Here is an 18,501-nt window from a genome sequence, read left to right on the forward strand (position 1 = left end):
TGAGTTCATCAGTTGGTATTAGTTAGTCTAGATAACCGTATCCTCGGGATTAACTAACCGCAGTAGTTTTTGCTTGACTTGGGTATCAAACACCTCCCACTTGAGCTTGGCATACTCCGATTTGTCATTAAAACTACTCAAGAATCCCGTCGGAATTTCAAAGCCACCAGCCATCATGCGTCCACCACCAAAGAAACGCCCATGACTGTCTTGACCGAAAGCTTCTTTGATAAATTCATCAGGGTCGAGGGTTAACTTATTGGTTCTCAAGGAACCAATCACCACTTCTAATTCTTGGTCTTCATCGTAAACAATCCCGTAAACCACAGCAGTGTGAACATTTTCTTCAGTAACTAAAAAGTCAGCAGCTTGGGGAATAGCATCCCGGTCTTCATAGCGAAGATAGCCCACACCAGCCATAGAGAAGTTATCTTGGAGAATGCGATATTTAAGCGATCGCTCAATCACATCCATGACTCGGCGAGATCGGGATGTTTTGAGTATAGCGTTAAGCAGTTGACTGTCGTAGAAGCGACTGAGATATCCAGCTGCCAAGAAATCCTCTTCCTGAGCCTGCATCAGCATATTAGTATCAGAGCGCACACCATGCATCAAGGCTGTAGCACATTTGATGTGTTCACTAATGCTACTATCAAGCTGTAGTAACCCAGCCTGAAGGTAATGGGTTAATAGCGTCGCGGTTGCTCTTGCTTGAGGACGAAGGTCAATAAATTCTGCTTTCAACTCCCCTTGACTAGTGTGATGATCAAAGATTGCAATTAGAGGAATATTGGCCTCGGTAACAATCGGTAATAGCTGGGTGGTTGTACCCTGGTTATCAATCAGCACATAGCCCTGATACACCGATAAATCTTGATTTTTTGTGGTCTCGACACTCCAGCGTTTGGCTGGTAAACCAGTCAGCTTAACCAGGGCAATGTTTTCCTGGTGAGAGAGGGTACCAGCATAGACAATATCGCATTGGATATTATACTGCTGGGCAATCAGCTGGTAAGCCCAAGCGCTAGAGAGAGCATCTGGGTCAGGGAAATCTTGTAGGATGATCAGTTGCCGCTCATGTTGGTGACGCTCTAGAGTCTCCTGCAACTGTTGTACTTTTGAATGTACTTTTGAACCTGATGTAGCCGACTGCCGCCTTTTTGTTTGGGAATTTCCCACGAAGGGATTTAGATCTTGAGTAGATGACGGTTGCGCTTTAGCATCAACCTGTTCTGAATCTAAGCTAGATGCACCACTGTTAAGTAAATTGTTAGTCATTAGTTATTTAGTCATCAGTCATTAGCCATTAGTCATTAGTCATTAGCCATTGGTCAACCCCCTTTTGGCTTGATTAGTCGTGGCATGAGTTAGCAGACTAGGCACCAATCACATACTTCCGCCATTCCTGATGCCGTCCAGTTTTTAAGTGTTTAGCAATTTCAAAGTGGAGACTACTATAAGGTCTCCGGGGTTGGGTTTGCAACATCATGTTGGCTTCTTTGGGGGTGCGATTCCCTTTTTTGACGTTGCAGCGCACGCAAGCTGTAACAATATTTTCCCAGGACTCACCTCCATGGCGAGAACGAGGAATCACATGATCTAAGGTTAAGTCATCACCACTGTAGCCGCAGTATTGACAAGAGTGACCATCACGGTGCAGGATGTTACGACGGGTAAGGGGAATCTCTTTGTAGGGTACCCGTACGTAATGGCGCAGTCTAATCACTGTAGGCAGTGGAAAATCTGCGTAAACGTATTTGCCGTTATGTTCGATACGCTCTGCCTTACCCTTGATCAACAAGACAACTGCCCGTCGCCAGTTGGTGATGTTGAGCGGCTCATAGGAGGCGTTTAACACCAGAACCTTACCCATTGGTGATCTCAGCTAGGAGGATTTTCCCAGATAGTAGCACAGGTTGCTCAATCTGGGTCGTTTTTCCATGGGTTAGTTTAATTTACCTTGTTGCTGAACTGCTGAACTAAAGGCTGAACTAAAGAAATCCGTCAAGGGTTCAGTCAAATATAGTTAGGTCAGTTACCCATTACCCATTACCCATTACCCATTGCTTTAGGACCTGTGAGCAGATAAGTAGTCATTTTCCCTTTTCCTTTGACTTCAAACGGTTCCCGTTTATCAAACCGGTACTTATCTTTTAATTTCTCATAGGTCCTAACTGTAACCTGAATGCTACCTGGTATACCCTGAGATTCCATACGGCTAGCCATATTTACGGTATCACCCCACAAATCATAGCTAAATTTTTTGATTCCAATTACCCCAGCCACCACTGGTCCACTGTTGATGCCAATCCTGAGACGGAAATTTTGATTCGTTTGAGCATTGTACTGCGCAATTAATTTTTGCATATCCAATGCCATTTTAGCGATCGCGTCCGCATGATAATTGCAGGGTTTTGGCAGACCGGCAACAGCCATATAAGCATCACCAATCGTCTTGATTTTTTCGACACCATGCTCCTCAGCTAGTTGGTCAAACTCTGAGAAAATTACATTGAGAATTTCGACCAGTTCGGTGGGAGAGGTTTGGGTTGAGAGTTTGGTAAAGTCAACTAAATCAGCAAACAAAACGGTGACATCTTCAAAACTTTCTGCCAGGGTACGTTCTCCTTTTTTTAACTGTTCTGCGACCGGTTGGGGCAAGATATTAAGCAGCAAAAGCTCAGCTTGGGTTCGGGCACGACGAAGTTCATCTTCAGCTTTTTTACGCTCTGTAATGTCGCTAACTGTGCCTTCGTAGTAGAGTAAATCACCAAAATTGTCTCTGACTGCTCGTATATTTTCCGAAATCCAAATTACCATACCATCTTTCCGATAGACTTCGGACTCAACGTCTGATAACGTTTCTTCTTTGTGGATTAGGGCTAATATATCGTCACGACGCATCGGTGCGAGGTAGAGTTGTTTCCCAATATCCGTGACTTGATTAATCAGTTGTTCTGGCGACTGATAGCCCAAAATACTTGCGAGTGCTGGATTAGCGGTGATAAATTGTCCTTCTGGTGTAACTTGACAAATGCCTTCATTGGCATTTTCAAAGATACTGCGATATTTATGCTCAGCTTCTTGTTTCTGCTTGATTTCCTGTTGCAGCTGAAAATTTTGTTCTTGTAGTTGCTTTTGTAAACGCCCGAGTTTCAAGTGAGTGTTGACTCTCGCTCTTACTTCTTCCTGCTGCACTGGTTTGGTGAGATAATCTACTGCACCGAGTTTGAAACCTTTAACTTTGTCGAGAGTATCAGTACGAGCCGTCAGAAAAATAACTGGGATGTCTCTAGTTGACTCTTGAGCTTTCAAGCGACGGCAAGTTTCAAACCCATCAATTCCGGGCATCATAATATCCAGTAAGATTAGATCCGGTTGAGTATAGTTGACTTTCTGGAGGGCACTATAGCCATCTTGAGCGACTAAGACTTTGAAGCCAGAATTGCTCAACAACTCAAACATCACCCCTAAATTAGTCGGACTATCATCAACAATCACAATTACACCTTTATAGCCAATTTTATTATAGCTCTCGGTTAGGGTTATTTGGCTGGAATAGGAATGATTATTAGCTTGAGTTACTGAGTAAATATTCATAATTACATGAACTTATTATTGGTTTTTTTTCGCTAAGCAATGGCTAATTAATAAGAGCCCAAATAATCTGATATCATCTCACAAAAAATAAATAAGCCCTTAAAACTATAAACCTTAAAACTATAACCTTTAAAACTATAATAACTTATTCATGGCTTAAATCATCATTTAAATGGCTAGTTATTTTAAAGATATATAATTTATTTTTTAATAACTTTATATTTTTTTTAATCCTTTGATTGACCATGAGCTTCGCGGTCTTTTTTATCCATGTAATTCCTAACAAATTCCAGTATTTGTCTTTCTTGAAAGCCTTTTGATAATTGACGCAAGTTTTGAGCAAAGGGGATGAATTTATCATCCAACTGTTCAATCAAATTAGCTTCCTCTTGGATCCCTCTAATATCACCGATGATGGCGAGTTCATACAGAACGGAGATTTTCTCTGGCGATGGAGCTACAGGCATAACGTCTTCAGCTTTCTCTTCCTTAGTGGATTCTACAATTCCTTGTCCTCCTTGTTGTTCCTGGGAAACGTCTGGTAAATCTAAATCTAGCCAAAAAATACTACCTTGACCGACAGTGCTTTTCACCTTTAATTCACTACCCATTAATTCCGCTAAACGTTTACTAATCGATAGTCCTAAGCCTGTACCATTAACCTGACGGTCAGTGTTACCCACTTGATGGAATGGCAAAAATATTTCTGCTAGTTGTTTTGGTGGGATACCAATGCCAGTGTCTGCTATGACAAAGCGCATTTTTTGAGTACCTTGCTTTTCGGTTAAAGACCGATCAACGTTCAACTCTGAACACCCCAAATAACCAACTTTAAAGGTTACCCCGCCAGTATCTGTAAATTTGACAGCATTTCCCAAAAGGTTCATCAGAACTTGTCGCAGTCTTATTTCATCACCCTTGACAAATTCAGGCAGGGGCGAAAGGAATTCGTAACGGAATGAAAGGTTTTTTTGTTTAGCACTGATCACCACAATTTCCACAATACCTTCCAGAAACTTGGGAAACTGAAAATCTCTGACATCCAGTTCCATTTTTATGGCTTCGATTTTTGATAGATCCAGGATGTCATTGAGTAGGGTTAACAGATGCTGACCACTTTGCTGAATAATACTGAGCTGCTCTTTTTGCGTAGCGCTCAGATTAGGTTCCTCTTGGAGGATTTGGGCATAACCTAAAATGCCGTTAAGGGGGGTACGTAATTCATGGCTCATGTTGGCTACAAATTCACTCTTAGCCCGATTGGCTACTTCCGCGTCAACTTTAGCCTGCTTCAACGCCTGTTCTGCCTGTTTGCGATCGCTAATGTCTCGAAAAATTCCCTGCACAACTGTCTTGCCTTGCAGCTCTAAAGTAGTGGCACTAACTTCTACAGGCACCGTTGTACCAACTTGATGCAGTAATTCCAGTTCTTCTTGAAATACACCCCCTGCCTCCACATGTTGCTGGAAACTTTGGGAGTAGGCTTTGAATCGTTCTCGTGGAATAATCTGACTCTGATGCAAGCCAATAATTTCAGCTCTCCGACGGCCCAGCATCTGTTCCGCCATCTGATTGGCTTCCAGGATGATTCCGGTTTCCGCATCTGCCATCAGAATGGCATCACCAGCTGACTCAACTAACTTGCGATACTTCTGTTCCGCCTGCCGTAGTTTTGCCTCTGATAGCTTGCGTTCAGTGATATCTCGGTTGCAGAATATTCTACCATAGTAATCCCCACCACTCGTGAGCACTGGTGCTGAATAAAAGTCAAAAATACGCCCATCCTTGATTAAAAGTTCATCGTAGTTCGTTGTTTTGGGATGAGCTTGGAGATAGTCCACCTGAGCTAGAAATTCTTCGGGATGCTTCAGTTGAGAACTCACCTGCTTGAGCAATTCTTGAATATCATTGGTTTCAAACAATTGTTCTGGAGTCTGCCACAAGTCAGAGAAACGGTGGTTGTAGGAAACCACCCGAAAATTTTCATCAACCACTAAAATTCCATCAATGGCAGCTTCTTGTTGCGCTTTGAGCATGGCATTTGTACGGAGCACATCCTCCTGTGCCACAGAGCGCTCAATGGCAATTCTAGCTAGTTGGGTGGCTTTATCCGCCAGTTCTTGCTCTTCGGGGTTTGGGGTATGAGGTTCAGTGTAATAGGTTGAGAAGGTGCCTAGCACCGTCCCTTGAGTGGACAAAATGGGGATAGACCAACACGCTCTGAGATTGTGGGAGAGTGCCAAATCCCTGATACTTCCACACAGGGGATGAGTGGCAATATCCTTAACCATGACCGATTCTCGCCAATAGGCGGCAGTGCCACAGCAACCCATATATGGAGCAATAACCATACCATCAATCGCCTGAATGTAGGATTCTGGAAGGCTGGGAGCGGCAGTATGACGCAGATTAACCCCATTTTTGTCCACCAGCAAGAAAGCACACCTAATCTTGGGCAATTGCTCCTCAATCAACCGAGCTAGTCGGTCTAGTACATCTGGCAGCTTCTCCCACTGGGTAATCATTTCCAGGATACGATTTTGTCCAGCTAACAAGGCTTTAACTCTCTGGCTATCAGTAATGTCAGTAAAGGTGCCAACTAGACGAACCACTTCACCGTTATCATCTGTGATCACCAGACCAGTGGAGAGAATCCAGGAAATTGAGCCATCTGTGCGCAGCAGACGAAACTTTTGTTTCCACTTCTTGATGCAGTCGCTCATGGGGGAAACCCCCAAGACCGCGCTGCATCGCTGAGAACTTCGTCCAGTACATAGGTTATCTAGGATGGCTTTCACCTGATCTTGATCCTCAAGATGAATCAGTGCCAGTAATTCATTAATGGTCGGTCCATCTTGATCCAATGGGTAGCCAATCAGGCTGAGAAATTGGGGTGAGTAGTAATGATCATAGGTCTTCAGGTTGATTTCAAAGAGTCCGTTGGTGTTGGCTTGAATAGCCAGAGCAAACCGTTCCTCACTCTCCCTAAGCGCATCCTCAATGCGCTTGTGTTCAAGAACCTCCGCGATTAATTGTCGATTGAGCTGCCTCAGGGTAGCTGTTCGCTCTTGAAATTGATATTCCAGCCGTTCATTTTGGTAAAGGAGTGCGTCTTGAGCGTGCTTGCGCTCTGTGATCTCCTCAACTGTAGCTTCGTAGTAGAGTAGAAAGTTACTACTATCGCGGATAGCCCGCACGTTTTTGGAAATCCAGATTATACTACCATCTTTTTGATAAATCTGTGCTTCAAACCCTGAAACAACACCATCTTCCTGTAGCTGTAGAAGCAAATCTGCCCGGCGTTGAGGGTCAACGTAAAGTTGGTGGGCAATATCGGTGACACTTGCTACTAGTTCTTCCGGTGATTGATAGCCATATATTCTCGCTAGTGCCGGGTTAGCACTGATATAGCTTCCGTCAGGTGTGGTCTGACAAATGCCCTCGACAGCATTCTCGAATATGCTGCGGTATTTGGCAACGCTTAAGAGTAACAACTCTGCCGCCGAGTTTCGTTCTGATGTAATCGCTGCCAAGAATAAAGCGATTGTCGCCATCAGTATCATGAAAACCTGTAGCAGGGGAACTGCTTCACTCAAGTCCCCGGTGCTGGCAAGAAACGGTCCGGTACCCAGACTGGTTCCTACAATGGCAATACTCGATACCATCAAGCAGCCTAGGGTGGTGAGGCGTTGACCAAATTGGAGGGTAGCCCAAATCAGCCAGGGAAATGTCAAGCAGGCGAGGGGATAGGTTGCCATTTCTGGCGCAATGTCCGACCCAAACACTGCCCAACTCACTGTCAACAGTGAAATCAGCCAGATAGCTGCCAAAATAATTTGCTTGATCTTTATGCTTGCTTGAGGGGTTAACGGTTGTTGGTTAGACAGTTGGAGGTTAGTTTGGGTTGACTGTTCAACCTTCTCAACCTTGGCCAATTGGCCACGCTTTCGGCAAAGCCGACGCTGCGCGAACGCGAACAACCTGCCAACCTTCAACTCCTTCACTAGGTAGCACCAAACTAAAAACACTGGTACTACGACTAAAACCACCATTAAGTCCCCTAACCACCATTTCCACCACATCCCCCCGAAATTCCTACCATCAAATTCACCACTCAGGTGTAAGTGAGTTAGACTGACAGTCGGAGCGATGAGTGTGGCAACCATCGACACCCCTAGGAAACCCAATACATCTCGTCGCCGTTCTAGGGAAGGACGAAGCTGCCACAACAGTGCCAATCCGATCGAGAGCAATACTGACAAGATATAGCCGAGAGCAGTGATTACAGAAACTGGCCAGAACCTCTGAGCCGACACAGTCCAGAAAAATTGTCCCCAAGAAACCGATGGCAAAACTCCTTGTTGTTCGGTTAACCACCAAAGATGCTCCCTTAGTAGTAATACGGTTGCTTGGGTAACTCCTGCGGGAGACCAAACTGGTGGTACTAATGTATTTCCTCCAATCAATCCATGGACTAAGTTTGCCAGCCCAAGGTAAACCAAAGTCAGTAAACCTAAATTGGTTAAGTGTTGCCAGAATCCTTTTGGGATGAAAATCATTTTGGGAATACGCCCAAAGATGGAGTTAGGCGAAACTAATCTTTACGCACATTGACATAATTTTCAATCCCTAAACCGGTAAATTCCGCAACTTTACAAACTCTTTTATTTTCTAGTTAGATTTTTTTCAGTCTCTTTAAATTAAAGGTTTTTTTGACCTAGAGATTTAGTTAAAGTGAAAAGTGAAAGGTTATGGGTGAAGGCTACCGACTTAAGCTGGCATATAGCGAAGGAGACTGGTAATTGTTCATTGTTGTTCATTGTTGATGGTTTTCCCTTGTCTCCCTTCCCTTTGCTTGATAAGAGGTAGCCTCGGTGAAAGAGACGACACCAATCTCCTCTCTTTCCCCTTTCTCCTTTTCCTTGTTCCTTTTAACTATCATCAAGGAGCCAAGGCAAGTGATATACCATTCAACTTAAACTTTCTATAAAGCTGAGATTTCACAGAATCCCCCTTACGCCATTGCCTAGGAGACATGACGCTGGCATTTTATATTACACCTCAGCTATTGAAGGTTTTTAAATCAGCGCACCCACATATTGTGCTTTGGTTATCTAAAAAACTTGTATGTCAATTTTCTATTCTCGTCGTAGGCGAGTAGGGGGTTTGTGGCAAAACATTAACGTAGTTATTTGAAGAAGAGTAGTAAGCGATGATCAACAAAGGTAATGTTAAGGTCAACAGCGCAATTACCGTACCCAAGACTTCTGCCCATCTATATGGGTGAGGGTCAGAAGAGTTGGCAGATGAGCCACTAATTTCCATAAATTAATTGAAATTTAAACTAGGTCAGTTGAAAACGACGATTAGTTGGGTCTTATCATAAACCCTACATCCTCTATTTTATCGATTTATTCCCAAAGGATTGTTTTCTAGTAAACAATCTCAACCAAATTCCAGCCCGCTTAACGATACTTTGCAAAAAACTAGGCTCAACAAGGTTACAGGTTGTAGGTTACAGGTTGTAGGTTGTTAGTTACAGGTTGTAGGTTACAGGTTATAACCCACATTCCCCATGTCAGTTTGTAGTATGCAAAGTATGATGTAAATCCGACCAACGGGTGATGGGGTGACGAATCAATTGCTCTACACACCGGATCCGACGAGCTGGGTTGTCTCCATAAGTAGAGACTTGAGATTTGAGCACCACCGGATAGGGAATCTCTAATCCCTTGATGTCGGTAGGATGGTCAATGCGTTGAGCAGGCAAAACCGGAATGCCAATCTCACGGAATAATTCTTTAGCCTGGTATTATAACAGATGCATGATTCGCGAACAATCCTAACCACGACGTTTCAAATCTTTTGCCACTTGGTCAATGCTGTAGAAACACTTCGGTGAAAGCGTCTACCAGCTGACGGATCCTTAAATTGGTCATTAAAAACAGCAAAATTATTCCCCCAGTAGCCCCTAGGTAGGATAGGTAGAAGGGAAGCAGGTGTCGATCGCTTTAAACGCCATCACTTAGTTATTCATCTATTAGACATCTCCAAAAATTAACCTCAAACCCTTGCACTGCCTGGGTCAAAACCGAGTTTCTGGAGATGTCTATTATAGAAGTTACTAGTTCATAACTCCAGATTAGGGCAGGTGTTTGTTCATCGTTCTAGATAAGTCCCGATCTAGGAATGTCTAATCGTAAGGTGGGAAGTCTAGACCGAATCAAAGATTATGGTGGTCGAGGATGTCACTCCTTGCTTCTTTGATTCTTCAAAATTCCCCCCTAACCCCTATAATTCCTCACTGTTGCCTTAATATCTCACCAATTCCTGCCTAACCACTGGAAGCATAGGAGTATATTTTGGGTTAAGATTAAGTACCTTTTTTGGTATCCCTGGCTTTCCTCCTGCTACAGGCAATGGATTCTAACCAGTTCACCCCTGAGTCTAACCACAGCAACGATCAATCAATGGATTCTGACGTTGCAGCCCACCCTTGGGACGAACCACTTTCTGATCCCGAGGCTCAAACCGATGAGCCATTCCCTGAAACACTACAACCCGATGAAGGAAATTCTAAAAGTACGTTTCTTTTGTTGGTGGTGGTGGGCATGGGATTGGGTCTAGTATTTTTAACCGGCGGCTTTTATGTTTTTACCCGTCCCTGCGTATTTGGGTCTTGTACTGTACTCAATGAAGCTCAGCTATTGAGTAAAAAGTCAGCAGACACCCTCAAAAAACCTAAATCGGGAAAGGACATTCTCGAAGCTCAGAAGCAATTAAAGACAGCGATTGAAGGACTCAAAGCAATTCCGTTTTGGTCAATGAAGCATGACACAGCACAAGGATTGCTCCAAGCCTATCAAATCAGAGGTAAAGACCTAGATCAGTTAGTGACAGCCATGCAAATGGCGGCTAGGGCAGGTCATAAAGGGAAAAATCCTCCCCATAAGGCATCAAAGTGGATTGCAATTCAAAAACTGTGGCGAGAGGCAATTGCCCGCCTTGAACAAATGCCTAAGGAGAGTAGCCTTAATGCTATAGCGCAACAGAAAATTAAGCTATATAAGGTCAATTTAGACGAAGTTAATCGGCGATTAGTCAAAGAAAGACAGGCGAGTCAGATTATGAAAGCAGCTAAGAAAGCGGCTCAGATTGCCCAAGCTCGTCAGGGTGTAGCCCAGACTTTAGAGGAATGGCAACTAGTCTATAGTACTTGGAAAACCGCATTAGACCGTCTGAACAAAATTCCTCAAGGAACAACCGTTGAAGAGGACAAGCAACGACTGGAGGAATTCTATAAAACTAATCTGGCCAGGGCGCGCGATCGCAAAACCCAGGAAAAAATTGCTACCAACGCCTACAATCAGGGACTACGTCTGGCTCAGTTAGCTCAAAAGGCTCAGGGAAAGCAACAATGGTCGGTGGCTGCGATTCATTGGCGCAACGCTTTAACTTACGTGAAGCAAGTTCCAAACTCCACATACTACCACAAAAATGCACAGTCTTTAATTGAGCCTTATCAAAACGCCCTTAAGGCAGTTCAAAGCAAGTTGCAGTTGCAGGTAAAGTTAAAACAAATTGGTGGTGATCTTGAACAAATCTGTACTGGGGAAACTCGAGTTTGTAATTACACCATTGATGAAAGTCTGATTAAAGTAGAATTAACACCGACTTATATGTATCAGGTCAGACAAACAGCGATTACGGCTCAAGTCAGAGGTGATGTAGAGGCTCAAGCTGGCATCGTGAATCACGTATTGACGTTAGAAGATGCCCTCAAAGGGATTAGCTATAATTCTGAAATCCGTATGGAAATCTATACTGCTGATGGGGCTCTGATTCAGGTACACAGTCCTGGCACTTAGTTAGGAGAACTGTGAAGTAGCAAACATGATCTTTAACACTGGGTTAACCTAAATTAACCTTAAGTAATATCATGTAAGAAGTTACACATTGAGATTAGAAGCATTGTTATCTGAGCCCCTGCCTCAAATAAAGTTTCCTGCTAGTGTTTTCAAACTGACCAATGGCTTGAATGTCATTCATCAATACCTAAGCGCTACACCAGTAGTAGTGGCCGATGTGTGGGTTGGTGCTGGTGCGATCGCAGAACCACAAGAATGGTCTGGCATGGCTCACTTCTTGGAACACATGATTTTTAAGGGCACCGAGACCATTGCTCCTGGTGTGTTTGACTATGTGATTGAAAGCCACGGTGGTGTAACGAATGCCGCTACTAGCCATGACTTTGCTCATTTTTTCGTAACCAGTGCTTCTGAGTACTTAAAACAGACCCTGCCTCCCTTGGCAGAATTACTCTTGCATCCTGCTATTCCTGAAGAAGAATTTGTCCGGGAACGGTGTGTGGTGTTAGAAGAAATTCGTGGCAGCTACGATAATCCTGATTGGGTGGGATTTCAGGCTCTTTCTGAGAGCGTTTACCAACGTCACCCCTATGGCAGACCGATTCTGGGTACGGAAGCGGATTTGATGGCTCACTCTCCCCAACAAATGCGCTGTTTCCACCAATGCCATTACCAGCCGGAAAATATGACTGTGGTGATTGTAGGTGATATTGACCAAGAATCAGCATTAACTATAGTTGACCAGTCATTTCAAGATTTTGCTTCCCCCACTGATTGTCCTAAACCAGAGGTGATAGCTGAACCACCATTTATCGGAATTAGACGTCAGGAACTAAATTTGCCTCGCCTGGAACACGCACGTCTATTGATGGCTTGGCACGGACCAGGGATAGATCAGCTTGGGGATGCCTGTGGTTTGGATTTACTGTCTGTGCTCCTGGCTGATGGACGCTCTTCTCGCTTGGTAAGAGAATTAAGGGAAGAGAAACAATTAGTGCAAGACATTGGTAGTAGTTTCTCTCTACAGCGTGATTCGAGTTTGTTTACTATTACCGCCTACCTAGAACCCGAATACCTGGAACAGGTAGAAGCAATAATTAGGGAACACCTGTGGCAATTGCAACAGACACCAGTGTCAAGCACAGAAATCAAACGCTGTCAACGTCAGCTCTATAACGACTATATTTTTTCCACAGAATCTGCTGGTCAACTTGCTGGTTTGTATGGTTACTACAGCACTATTGCTACAGCAGAAGCAGCCTATAGTTATCCGCTTGAGATTCAAAAGCTAACAGCTAATGACGTAATGCAATTAGCCCAGCGGTATCTTTATCCCCATCGCTATGCTATCACAATCCTCAACAGTATAGCTTAGATCGTAACTCATTTTTAGATTCAAAAGCTGAGATATTTAGATGTAATTAACTTAGGGGATTCGGTATATTTATACCTATTACCTAAGCTATCACAATCCTCAAAAGGATAGCTTAGATCGTAACTCATTAAAGGTAGTAACTCCTCACAAAGGCATGTAGTAAAAGTGGGAATTCGTGCATTTAAAATTTGGAATTTACAATTTTCCTAAGACCTAAGACTATCAAGCCTAAGACCTAAGACCATCATGCCTAATATCACACTAAAGCAACAACAGAATATCCATCGCACAGTGCTAGATAATGGCATCGTGGTGATAGTAGTTGAAAATGCTGCTGCTGATATCATTGCCAGCCGTCTATTTATTCGGGCAGGTAGTCAGTTCGATCCACCAAACCAAGCTGGGCTATCTCACCTCGTCTCAGCAGTTATCACCAAGGGAACCCAAGAATTATCCTCCATAGACATTGCCGAACGGGTGGAGTCTATGGGCGCTCAACTTGGTGCTGATGCAGCTAACGATTATTTTCTACTCTCCCTGAAAACCATTGCAGCTGACTGGTTTGAAATGTTACAGCTAGCAGGGCAGATTTTGCGATCGCCTAGTTTCCCAGATGCTGAGGTAGACCTAGAGCAGTACCTAACCATTCAAACTATTCGTGCGCAACAGGAGCAACCCTTTAACATTGCCTATAAGCAATTGCGACAGGCAATGTATCAAGACCATCCCTACGGCTTTTCAGTGTTGGGAGAAGAAGCGACCGTATCTACACTCGGTCGAGCTGACTTAGAACACTATCATCAGACTTATTTCCGCCCCGATAACCTAATAATTAGTATTGCAGGTCGTATTAACTCAGAAGATGCGATTGAGCAGGTAAAGCAAGTGTTTGGGGATTGGCAAGTTCCCGATACACCCCTGAGCAAACCCTCCTTACCGTCCCCCATTGCCCAACCCTGCCAAGTGACTACTGCCCAAGACACGCAGCAGTCGATTGTGATGCTGGGTTATCTTACCTCAGCCGTACAAGAGGCTGACTTTGCTACCCTCAAACTCTTGAATACCTACCTGGGAAATGGTCTTTCTAGCCGCTTGTTTGTAGAACTCAGAGAAAAGCGGGGTTTAGCCTATGATGTCTCAGCATTGTTTCCGACACGCCAGTCGGCTTCTACGTTTATAGCCTACATGGGGACAGCACCGGAAAATACAGAAACTGCCTTGGTTGGTCTGGTTACCGAAGTGGAACGTCTTTGTTCTCAACAACTGAGTCAGGATGAATTGCAAGTTGCCAAAAATAAGCTTCTTGGTCAGTATGCACTAGGTAAACAAACCAATGGTCAGCTAGCTCAAGTCTATGGCTGGTATGAGACGATCGGGCTAGGAGTTGGGTTTGATACCCTATTTCAACAGGATGTGACAAGGGTTACTCCAGAGATGGCCCAAGCAGCAGCTAATCGCTATTTCATTGAACCTTATATTTCTCTAGTCGGACCGGCTGTTGCAATCAACTTTCTGGGTTAACTGAGCAAAGCAAAAACTTGAGGTCTTCTCTGGTTAAAAAACTGGGGAGACCTCAATGTATTGTTGTCAATAAATCCCCTTTAATCGATAAAGTTAAATTAAGTCGTGATAAGATTGAATTTGCTTTAAAAATATGGATTCTATAGACACCACTAACAGCATTATCGGTATAACTATCTTTGGATCAGTAGCCCTTAGCTTAGGGAATTTGCCAGCAGTTGCCCTTGAAGCCAATGGCGTTGTCCCAAAACTGGCTCAAGCAATTACCTCAGTCAAAATCAACCGACCAACTCTCGACATTGGTAGTGAGGGGGAAAGAGTATCTGAATTACAAGCAGTTCTTAAATTATTAGGGTATTACACAGGAGAGGTAAATGGGTTTTATGGAGATAATACTGCGATCGCTGTCTCCAAGCTCCAGCAACAAGCGGGTTTAACTCCCCATGGCATCATGGGAGCTGCTGAATGGAATCTTCTGTTTCCAAGCATCCCACCCAATCCAACATCCTCAACCTCTACTTCAAATCCCTTACCCTCAGCAAGTAGAACACCACCGACCACCTCTGATGGCATCTCAGCTTCATCGTTTCCGAGACCTTCCATCACAGAAGCTATTACCCAAACCACCACAACTCGCCCCAACCCTTCCTCCCCAGCAACCAGCACTGGCTTTGGTAATCGCACTACCACAACAGGCAATTCAGTCACTGTCGAGAGAAGTAAGCCTAGGGCTATAACCTTACCTATTCTCCGACAAGGTATGCGTGGTCCAGCCGTCCAGCAATTGCAGAGGCGACTGAAATCTCTTGGTTTTTTAAAAGCCACAGTGGATGGGGTCTTTGGAGAGGTTACGAAAGCTGCAGTACAAGCGGCTCAGCGCAAGTTCAAACTAGAACCTGATGGCATTGTTGGTCCTGCTACTTGGAATGCTTTGCTACGTTGATGAAATTTTTGTTGAACGCGCACGCGTGGCCGAAAGGCCATGGTTGACGATTGAAAGTTAACTTTTCACTGTTAACTGTTCAATCATCAACCGTCAACAACATACTAGTTATATTTTTAGTTATATTTTTGCCGGTTGACTAATGATCAATCTTGATTGATGTTACTGCTTTGCTTGTTTCTGTTGCTTGAGTTCGTGCTTCAATACGGAACTAATTCCTAACGCTCCCAAAGCTAAAATCCCTAGGGTAGAAGCAGGTTCGGGAATTCTTTCACCTGTAGACAATGACAGCTCAGCACGAGATACAATGGCATCATCTCCATAAAATACCGGAATTTTGCCACTATTGCCATTAAAGACGTTCACGATTTCTCCTGATTCGTAAAACTCCAGTAAATTTAAAGACAGCGATTGCTTAGTTCCTACTGGGAGATTGCGGATCAGATCAATAGTAATAGTATCCAATCCTCTGATACCAAATAAATCGGTAGTAATCAGGGCGTTGTTTGGTGTCAGGTCTAAAATTAGTTTCGCTTGGGATAAGTCATTGATTGATGTTGCCAAGTCAGAAAAATCAAAGCTCCAACTCGTATCTTCATCAATCCCATTACCAAGGGTAGTGCTATCCCCAGTCCTTTCTATGGTAAAATCACCGTTTTGTAGGGTTTGACCAATACTGGCATTTAGTATTGTTGAAGGACTTGAACTGCCAATCGCTTCAGCTGTGAAATCAAGACGACTAGCCAAGGCTTTTTCAGGTATTAAGCAACTGCTTAATAGGACGGCAACTGTACCCACTGAGAACACTTTTAAAGTAAGCATTTTGATGCTCCCAAACCAAAAATCACGTTAGTGTTGATGGAAAAATAACTTTATTATACTTCCTTGAGAGAATTTGATCACCAAAAAAGCAATACTCCAGATAAAGATTTATGAAGTCCTTTGATTTATGGTAAGCATTCAGCATTCAGCATTCAGCATTCAGCATTCAGCATTCAGCATTCAGCATTCAGCATTCAGCATTCAGCATTCAGCATTCAGCATTCAGCCATAGGCCAACGGCTGACGGCTGACGGCTGACGGCTGAATGCTTACGATTTATGAAGTCCTTTCTAAGGATTCAGGCATCAGTAAATAAAGGACTTTAAGCCCCTTTACTTTAGTCAAGGGTGCTGACGCTACTTTTTTTAGATTTCTGGGAATTCTGTGAATGTAACTCCTAAGGATTTGTCAGTCAAGCAGGATGGCACAAGCAAATGATATTCAAATCTTTAGCCCAAGGGGTTTCCAAGGTTTCTGGGAAAGTTCCCCTTCGCCTGATCTTGGTCATACCATTTGTCCTGCAAATCTTCGCAGCTGTGGGACTTGTGGGATATCTGTCCTATAGAAACAGCAAGAGAGCGGTTAATGATGTTGCTACTCAACTGCTTGAAGAAGTCAATGCTCGGGTTGAGCAGAATTTGGAATCTTACCTAACCATTCCTCATGTAGTGAATCAGATTAATGCCACTGCCATCAATCTAGGTCAATTGAATTGGCAAGATATTCCTCAATTAGAGCGTTACTTTTTGCGGCAGCTTCAGATCTTTAATACCCTGACATTTACTGGATTAGGCTTAGAGAATAAAGACAACCTAGGAGCAGAACGATTAGATGATGGTACACTGATACTAAGAGTTTCTACCAAGGCTAGCAATCATATTTTTTACTCCTATTCTACTAACGAATCTGGGGAGCGATGTAGCGCAGTATTGGGGGAAATACCCATTAGTGACTGCATCAAGAAGCGTCAGGAAATCTTAGACAGTATTAAATTTGATCCGCGCACTCGACCATGGTATAAAACTGCTGTCAAAGCTGGTCGCTCAACTTGGAGTGAAATTTACCCCAATACTGCTGGCATAACTGCCTATCTCGGTGCATCAATGCCATTTTACGACAAACAGGATCAATTGCAGGGGGTACTTCTAACTAATATAAATTTATCACAAATCGGCAATTTTTTAGACAGTCTAAAGGTTGGCAAAACTGGACAAGTTTTTATCATTGAACGTTCGGGAATGCTCGTGGCAACCTCTACCGGTGAAAAGCCTTTTCGCACTACTCACACAGACTACGGAGCCGAACGAGTTAAAGCAACGGATAGTAGTAATGCTTTCACTAAATCTACTGCTCAATTTTTATCAACCAAGCTGAATCAAAAACAACCAATTCAACTTTTACAGCAATGGTAATTTGCTGTTGACGGTAAACGAAAATTTGTACAAATACAGCCTTTTCAAGATCAGTTTGACTTGGATTGGTTGATTGTGGTAGTCGTGCCAGAAGGGGATTTCATCGAACAAATCCACGCCCATACCCGCACTACTATTGCCTTATGCCTAGTAGCATTGTTACTGGCAACAGAAGTCGGAATCGTTACATCCCGTTGGGTTGTCCGGCCTATCCTCCAACTGAAGGATGCAGCCATTGCTCTAGAGAAGGGACAATTTGACCAAATTGTCAATCAGGAGCGCTCCGATGAACTTGGGGTTTTGGTTAAGGCATTTAATAACATGGCAAGACAATTGCAAGAGTCGTTTGCCACCCTAGAAGCCAAGAATACTGAATTGCAGCACCTCGATCAACTGAAAAACGAATTTTTAGCCAATACCTCCCACGAACTCCGCACTCCCCTCAATGGCATGATCAGCATTGCTGAATCCCTGATGGATGGTGTTGCAGGACAATTGCCCTCCAAAGCAAACGCTAATCTTGCCATCATTGCATCTAGTGGAAAAAGACTAGGGAATTTAGTCAACGATCTCCTGGATTTTTCCAAGCTAAAACACAAACATCTTGAACTTCAAATTAAGCCAGTCAGCCTGCGAGAAATAGCCAATCTCATCCTTGGGCATTCCCAGTCTCTAATTGGCAAAAAACCTTTGCAGTTAATTAACTCAATTGCTGCCGATATGCCCTTGGTCGATGCTGACGAAAATCGGCTGCAACAAATTATTTATAACTTAATCGAGAATGCTATTAAGTTTACTGAATCTGGTAAGGTTGAAGTATCAGCTGAGCAGTTACCCGTTAGCAATGACGAGTTACCAATGTTAGTCATTACTGTCTCAGATACAGGAATTGGTATTCCAGCAGATAAATTAAATCGGATTTTTGACTCCTTTGAATCAGTAGATTGCTCCAGGACTAAA

General features: G+C 43.5%; 12 protein-coding genes and 1 pseudogene. 6 read left to right on the plus strand and 7 right to left on the minus strand.

Features of this window, described 5'->3' with window-relative positions; genetic code table 11:
• Positions 1 to 27: 27 nt before the first annotated feature.
• From F6K37_RS13505 to F6K37_RS13525, 6 genes and pseudogenes are all read right to left on the minus strand, one after another.
• A complete protein-coding gene (locus F6K37_RS13505; RefSeq protein ID WP_008189671.1) occupies positions 28 to 1,278 on the minus strand; it encodes a DHH family phosphoesterase in 1,251 nt (416 codons plus the stop codon).
• Between the two features lie 97 nt (positions 1,279 to 1,375).
• Complete coding sequence (locus F6K37_RS13510) at positions 1,376 to 1,873, minus strand: HNH endonuclease (protein ID WP_008189673.1); 498 nt, start codon at positions 1,871 to 1,873, stop codon at positions 1,376 to 1,378.
• 176 nt (positions 1,874 to 2,049) lie between these two features.
• Positions 2,050 to 3,600 (minus strand): adenylate/guanylate cyclase domain-containing protein, encoded by a 1,551-nt coding sequence (locus F6K37_RS13515; protein ID WP_008189675.1) that lies wholly within the window; start codon positions 3,598 to 3,600, stop codon positions 2,050 to 2,052.
• Between the two features lie 227 nt (positions 3,601 to 3,827).
• A complete protein-coding gene (locus F6K37_RS13520; protein WP_008189677.1) occupies positions 3,828 to 8,159 on the minus strand; it encodes a PAS domain S-box protein in 4,332 nt (1,443 codons plus the stop codon).
• A 571-nt stretch (positions 8,160 to 8,730) separates the two neighbouring features.
• On the minus strand, positions 8,731 to 8,925 hold the full coding sequence (locus F6K37_RS45490; protein ID WP_071986960.1) for a TLTLP motif-containing protein: 195 nt from the start codon (positions 8,923 to 8,925) through the stop codon (positions 8,731 to 8,733).
• A gap of 310 nt (positions 8,926 to 9,235) precedes the next feature.
• Positions 9,236 to 9,385 (minus strand): annotated as a pseudogene (locus F6K37_RS13525) (succinate--CoA ligase subunit beta); the annotation flags it as partial.
• Between the two features lie 685 nt (positions 9,386 to 10,070).
• Between F6K37_RS13525 and F6K37_RS13530 the strand changes: the two are divergent.
• The 4 genes from F6K37_RS13530 (at position 10,071) to F6K37_RS13545 (ending at position 15,307) form a co-directional block, all read left to right on the plus strand.
• The gene (locus F6K37_RS13530; RefSeq protein ID WP_131827210.1) at positions 10,071 to 11,468 is read left to right on the plus strand and encodes a hypothetical protein; all 1,398 of its coding nucleotides are present in this window, start codon (positions 10,071 to 10,073) and stop codon (positions 11,466 to 11,468) included.
• A gap of 88 nt (positions 11,469 to 11,556) precedes the next feature.
• Entirely contained in the window at positions 11,557 to 12,843 is a 1,287-nt protein-coding gene (locus F6K37_RS13535; RefSeq protein WP_008189686.1) for a M16 family metallopeptidase, read from the plus strand.
• Between the two features lie 246 nt (positions 12,844 to 13,089).
• Positions 13,090 to 14,364 (plus strand): M16 family metallopeptidase, encoded by a 1,275-nt coding sequence (locus F6K37_RS13540; RefSeq protein ID WP_287250720.1) that lies wholly within the window; start codon positions 13,090 to 13,092, stop codon positions 14,362 to 14,364.
• A 133-nt stretch (positions 14,365 to 14,497) separates the two neighbouring features.
• Positions 14,498 to 15,307, plus strand: coding sequence for a peptidoglycan-binding domain-containing protein (locus F6K37_RS13545; protein WP_287250721.1), 810 nt, complete (start codon positions 14,498 to 14,500; stop codon positions 15,305 to 15,307).
• Positions 15,308 to 15,469: 162 nt separating this feature from the next.
• Here F6K37_RS13545 and F6K37_RS13550 read toward each other — a convergent pair whose 3' ends face one another.
• Positions 15,470 to 16,129 (minus strand): hypothetical protein, encoded by a 660-nt coding sequence (locus F6K37_RS13550; RefSeq protein WP_287250722.1) that lies wholly within the window; start codon positions 16,127 to 16,129, stop codon positions 15,470 to 15,472.
• 434 nt (positions 16,130 to 16,563) lie between these two features.
• Here F6K37_RS13550 and F6K37_RS13555 point away from each other — a divergent pair, with 434 nt between their 5' ends.
• Together F6K37_RS13555 and F6K37_RS13560 are read left to right on the plus strand one after the other, a co-directional pair.
• Positions 16,564 to 17,541: a PDC sensor domain-containing protein gene (locus F6K37_RS13555; RefSeq protein WP_287250723.1), complete on the plus strand. Its 978-nt coding sequence runs from the start codon at positions 16,564 to 16,566 to the stop codon at positions 17,539 to 17,541.
• Positions 17,542 to 17,601: 60 nt separating this feature from the next.
• A partial coding sequence (locus F6K37_RS13560) for a HAMP domain-containing sensor histidine kinase (RefSeq protein ID WP_287250725.1) occupies positions 17,602 to 18,501 on the plus strand: 900 nt, incomplete at its 3' end.

It is taken from the genome of Moorena sp. SIO4E2, assembly GCF_010671945.1.
GTDB classification, from domain to species: domain Bacteria; phylum Cyanobacteriota; class Cyanobacteriia; order Cyanobacteriales; family Coleofasciculaceae; genus Moorena; species Moorena producens.

What these genes read in the sequence shown, in the direction of transcription:
- F6K37_RS13505 (WP_008189671.1), bottom strand. Translation starts at nt 1,278, where the DNA reads ATGACTAACAATTTACTTAACAGTGGTGCATCTAGCTTAGATTCAGAA.
- F6K37_RS13510 (WP_008189673.1), bottom strand. Translation starts at nt 1,873, where the DNA reads ATGGGTAAGGTTCTGGTGTTAAACGCCTCCTATGAGCCGCTCAACATC.
- F6K37_RS13515 (WP_008189675.1), bottom strand. Translation starts at nt 3,600, where the DNA reads ATGAATATTTACTCAGTAACTCAAGCTAATAATCATTCCTATTCCAGC.
- F6K37_RS13520 (WP_008189677.1), bottom strand. Translation starts at nt 8,159, where the DNA reads ATGATTTTCATCCCAAAAGGATTCTGGCAACACTTAACCAATTTAGGT.
- F6K37_RS45490 (WP_071986960.1), bottom strand. Translation starts at nt 8,925, where the DNA reads ATGGAAATTAGTGGCTCATCTGCCAACTCTTCTGACCCTCACCCATAT.
- F6K37_RS13530 (WP_131827210.1), top strand. Translation starts at nt 10,071, where the DNA reads ATGGATTCTGACGTTGCAGCCCACCCTTGGGACGAACCACTTTCTGAT.
- F6K37_RS13540 (WP_287250720.1), top strand. Translation starts at nt 13,090, where the DNA reads ATGCCTAATATCACACTAAAGCAACAACAGAATATCCATCGCACAGTG.
- F6K37_RS13545 (WP_287250721.1), top strand. Translation starts at nt 14,498, where the DNA reads ATGGATTCTATAGACACCACTAACAGCATTATCGGTATAACTATCTTT.
- F6K37_RS13550 (WP_287250722.1), bottom strand. Translation starts at nt 16,129, where the DNA reads ATGCTTACTTTAAAAGTGTTCTCAGTGGGTACAGTTGCCGTCCTATTA.
- F6K37_RS13555 (WP_287250723.1), top strand. Translation starts at nt 16,564, where the DNA reads ATGATATTCAAATCTTTAGCCCAAGGGGTTTCCAAGGTTTCTGGGAAA.